The organism is Thauera phenylacetica B4P, assembly GCF_000310225.1.
GTDB lineage: Bacteria > Pseudomonadota > Gammaproteobacteria > Burkholderiales > Rhodocyclaceae > Thauera > Thauera phenylacetica.
In genome coordinates this window covers 1-4,243 of sequence record NZ_AMXF01000298.1, presented here as the reverse complement: position 1 = coordinate 4,243, position 4,243 = coordinate 1, and the positions used below count along the sequence as shown (strand labels likewise).

The 4,243-nt window shown below is 70.2% G+C and carries 4 protein-coding genes; 3 read left to right on the top strand and 1 reads right to left on the bottom strand.

Annotated features, from left to right (window positions below):
• On the bottom strand, nucleotides 1-657 hold a 657-nt coding region (locus C667_RS20775; protein WP_039922564.1), incomplete at its 3' end, for an NAD(P)/FAD-dependent oxidoreductase.
• 295 nt (nucleotides 658-952) lie between these two features.
• Here C667_RS20775 and C667_RS20770 point away from each other — a divergent pair.
• The 3 genes from C667_RS20770 to C667_RS20760 all read left to right on the top strand — a co-directional run.
• On the top strand, nucleotides 953-1,903 hold the full coding sequence (locus C667_RS20770; RefSeq protein ID WP_004381701.1) for a TAXI family TRAP transporter solute-binding subunit: 951 nt from the start codon (nucleotides 953-955) through the stop codon (nucleotides 1,901-1,903).
• Nucleotides 1,904-1,980: 77 nt separating this feature from the next.
• Nucleotides 1,981-4,014, top strand: a complete 2,034-nt coding sequence (locus tag C667_RS20765; protein ID WP_004381699.1) for a TRAP transporter permease — start codon at nucleotides 1,981-1,983, stop codon at nucleotides 4,012-4,014.
• The coding region (locus tag C667_RS20760; protein WP_004381697.1) for a DUF1850 domain-containing protein at nucleotides 4,014-4,243 on the top strand (230 nt) is incomplete at its 3' end. The genes C667_RS20765 and C667_RS20760, both read left to right, overlap by 1 nt.

The following is a 4,243-nucleotide window of genomic DNA, read 5'->3' as shown; positions in this document are numbered from 1 at the left end:
GGCCGCGGGGGCCGCGATCGCGCGCCCGAGCGCGGGCGCATCCAGCCCCGCGGCATTGACCACCCGCTTCGCCTTCAACTCGGTGGCGGCCTCGCCGCCGATGCGCAGCGCGATGCCGTCGGCCTCCGCGCGGCCCTCCAGCACCGGGCTGCCGAGCGCCAGCATCGCGCCGTGGCGCTCGGCCTCGCCGAGCAGGGACAGCATCAGGCCGTGGCTGTCGACGATGCCGGTCGAGGGCGACAGCAGCGCGGCGTGGCCGGCGAGCGCCGGCTCCAGCGCGGCGAGCTCGGCGGCGTCGATGCTGCGCAGGTCGTCCACCCCGTTGGCGCGCGCGCGCTCGGCGATTGCCTGCAGCGCCGGTGCCTGCGCCGCGGCGCTGGCGACCACCAGCTTGCCGCAGCGCGCATGGCTCACCCCGTGCTGCGCGCACCAGGCGTACAGGCGCTGGCGGCCCTCCACGCACAGGCGGGCCTTGAGCGAGCCGGGCGGGTAGTACAGCCCGGCGTGGATCACCTCGCTGTTGCGTGCGCTGATGCCGGTGCCGAAGGCGGTCTCGCGCTCGATCACCACCACCTCGCGGCCGGCGCGGGCGAGGCTGTGTGCGCAGGCGAGGCCGACCACGCCGGCGCCGATCACGACGGTATCGACTCTTTCCATGGGCTTGGGACGGCTGGACGCGTGCGTGCTCGCCGGGAGGGTTGGGGAGCGGCGGTTGTAGCAGATCGGCAGCGCGCCGGGGAAGAGGGGGAATCCCCGGGATAGACCCCTGGGGTCGCCCGTGCGCAGCCGCCGCTGCGCGGGATTCGAAGGGCGCAAGTGGCGGCCGGACGCATTCGGCTATCAGGGAAAACGCGGAGCGCCGTGGTGGTGCGCTGCGGGCGAGGGTGTTGTTAAAGTGTGGCTGTCCATCGATGGGCAGATAATCGATATTTATTCAATGGAGGAGTCATCGATGAAGTCCCTGATCCGCAAGTGTGTCCTCGGTACCGTGTTCGTCGCCATGACCACGGCGGCCTCGGCCGCCACCTTCGTCAACGTGCTGACCGGCGGCACCAGCGGGGTGTACTACCCGCTCGGCGTCACCCTGTCGCAGATCTATGGCGAGATCATCCCCGACAGCAAGGTCCAGGTGCAGGCCACCAAGGCCTCCGCCGAGAACCTCAACCTGCTGCAGGCCGGCCGCGGCGAGATCGGCTTCTCGCTCGCCGACTCCGTGTCCGACGCCTGGAAGGGCAACGCCGACGCGGGCTTCACCAAGCCGCTCGACAAGCTGCGCGCGATCGCCTCGGTCTACCCCAACTACATCCAGATCGTGGCGCTGGCCGACGCCAACGTGAAGACGCTCGCCGATCTCAAGGGCAAGCGCATCTCGGTCGGCGCGCCGCGCTCCGGCACCGAGATCAACGCGCGCGCCATCCTGAAGGCCGCGGGGCTGTCGTATTCCGACTTCTCCAAGGTGGAATACCTGCCCTTCGGCGAGTCGGTCGAGCTCATGAAGAACCGCCAGATCGACGTCACCCTGCAGTCGGCCGGCCTCGGCGTGGCCGCGCTGCGCGACCTGTCCGCGGCGGTGAAGGTGAACTTCGTTCCCGTGCCGGCCGAGGTCGTGGCCAAGGTGGGCGACCCCGCCTACCGCGCCGCCGCGGTTCCGGCCAACACCTACGAGGGCCAGACCGCCGAGGTGCCGACGGTGGCGATCAACAACCTGCTGGTGACCAACGACAAGGTCTCCGAGGAGGTCGCCTACCAGATGACCAAGGGCATCTACGACAACCTCGAGCGCCTCGGCAACTCGCACTCCGCCGGTCGCCAGATCCAGCTCGAGAAGGCGATCGACGGCCTGCCGGTCCCGCTCCATCCGGGCGCCGAGAAGTTCTACCGCGAGAAGGGCCTGATCAAGTAAGCCCTCGCTCCCGCCGCCCGGGTGCGCTTCGCCGCGCCCGGGCGGGCCGTGCCCCCGCTTCCCTCTCCGGAACCCCCATGAGCTCCTCCGTCGATTCGTCTGTCGCCGTCGCCGGCAAGGGCCTGCTGCGCGTCGTCTTCTACAGCGCGATCCTGTTCTCGGTCTTCCAGCTCGTCACCTCGGCCTTCAGCCCGCTGTCGAGCACGGTCGTGCGCGCGCTGCACGTCGGCTTCCTGCTGCTGCTGACCTTCCTGCTCCATCCCTGGCAGGGCGGGCAGGGGCGCACCAGCCTGGCGACCAAGGCCATCGGCTTCGCCGCCCTGCTGCTGTCGGGCTACCACTGGATCTACGAGGCCGACCTGGTGCAGCGCGCCGGCGAGCTCACCCAGGCCGACATGGTGGTCGGCGTGATCACGCTGGTGCTGGTGTTCGAGGCCGCGCGCCGCATCATGGGGCTGGCGCTGCCGATGATCTGCCTCGGCTTCCTCGCCTACGCCCTGTTCGGCGAGTACCTGCCGGGCGACCTCGCCCACCGCGGCTACGGCCTCGACCAGGTGGTGGGCCAGCTCGCCTTCGGCACCGAGGGCATCTACGGCACGCCGACCTATGTGTCCTCGTCCTACATCTTCCTGTTCATCCTGTTCGGCGCCTTCCTCGAGCAGGCGGGCATGATCGACCTGTTCACCAACTTCGCCCTCGGCACCGTCGGCCACACCAAGGGCGGCCCGGCCAAGGTGTCGGTGGTGTCGTCCGGCCTGATGGGCACGATCAACGGCTCGGGCGTGGCCAACGTGGTCACCACCGGGCAGTTCACCATCCCGCTGATGAAGAAGTTCGGCTACAAGCCGGCCTTCGCCGGCGCGGTCGAGGCCACCAGCTCGATGGGTGGCCAGATCATGCCGCCGGTGATGGGCGCGGTGGCCTTCATCATGGCCGAGACCATCAACGTACCCTACGTCGAGATCGCCAAGGCGGCGGCGATCCCGGCGATGCTGTACTTCTTCACCGTGTTCTGGATGGTGCACCTCGAGGCCGGCCGCGCCGGGCTGAAGGGCCTGCCCAAGGAGGAGTGCCCCGACCCCTGGGTGGCGATCCGCGAACGCTGGTACCTGCTGCTGCCGCTCGCCGGCCTGGTGTACCTGCTCTTCGCCGGCTTCACGCCGATGTTCGCCGGCATGGTGGGCCTGGCGCTGACCGTGGTGCTGCTGTTCGGCAGCAGCCTCGCGCGTCATCTCAACGGCACCTCGCTGCGCCTGCTGTTCTGGATCGTGCTCGGGCTGGCCTGCTCGGCCTTCGCCAAGGTCGGGATCATCTCGGTGGTCGCCGTGGTGGCGGTGCTCGCGGTGCTGCTGGCGCCGCGCGCCGACGGCCGCGACACCCTGCGCCTGGCGGTCAAGGCCCTGGTGGACGGCGCGCTGCACGCGCTGCCGGTGGGCGTGGCTTGCGCGCTGGTGGGCGTGATCATCGGCTCGCTGACCCTGACCGGCGGCGCCACCGCCTTCGCCGGCTACATCATCCAGATCGGCGACGACAGCCTGTTCGTGTCGCTGCTGCTCACCATGCTGACCTGCCTGGTGCTCGGCATGGGCATCCCGACCATCCCGAACTACATCATCACCAGCTCGATCGCCGCGCCCGCGCTGCTCGAGCTCGGCGTGCCGCTGATCGTCTCGCACATGTTCGTGTTCTATTTCGGGATCATGGCCGACCTCACCCCGCCGGTCGCGCTCGCCGCCTTCGCCGCGGCGCCGATCGCCAAGGAGAGCGGGCTCAAGATCGGCGTGCGCGCGGTGCAGATCGCCATCGCCGGCTTCATCGTGCCCTACATGGCGGTGTATGCGCCCGAGCTCATGCTGCAGGGCGACAAGGGCTTCGACGCCACCTTGTACGTGGTGTTCAAGGCCTTGCTCGCGGTCACGCTGTGGGGCACCGCGGTGGTCGGCTACTTCCGCTCGCCGATGAACCCGCTCGAGCGCATGCTCGCCTTCGTCGCCGCGTCCATGCTGGTGGTCGCGCTGCCGGTCACCGACGAGCTCGGCTTCGGCCTGGCGGCGGTGGTGATGGGCTGGCACATCTGGCGCTCGCGCGGCGCGCAGGCGCTCACCGTCTGATGGCGGTCTGCCTCGCCACCAGCCTCGCCACCGCGGCGGTCGCCGCGAACGCCTTCACCCTGGCGTGGACGCACTCGATCGAGCGCGTGCGCTGGGAGGAGGCGTGGCGGGTGGAGGGCGAGGCGCTGGTGCTCGAGCGCGTGCGCGTGCGCGGCCACGGCGCCGGCATGGAGCCGGCGGCAGGCGCGGTGCTGCGCGACGGCGCCTGGGAGTGGCACCCGCGCACCCG

Coding starts and splice junctions, on each gene's coding strand:
- C667_RS20765 (WP_004381699.1), top strand. CDS start 1,981: ATGAGCTCCTCCGTCGATTCGTCTGTCGCCGTCGCCGGCAAGGGCCTG.
- C667_RS20770 (WP_004381701.1), top strand. CDS start 953: ATGAAGTCCCTGATCCGCAAGTGTGTCCTCGGTACCGTGTTCGTCGCC.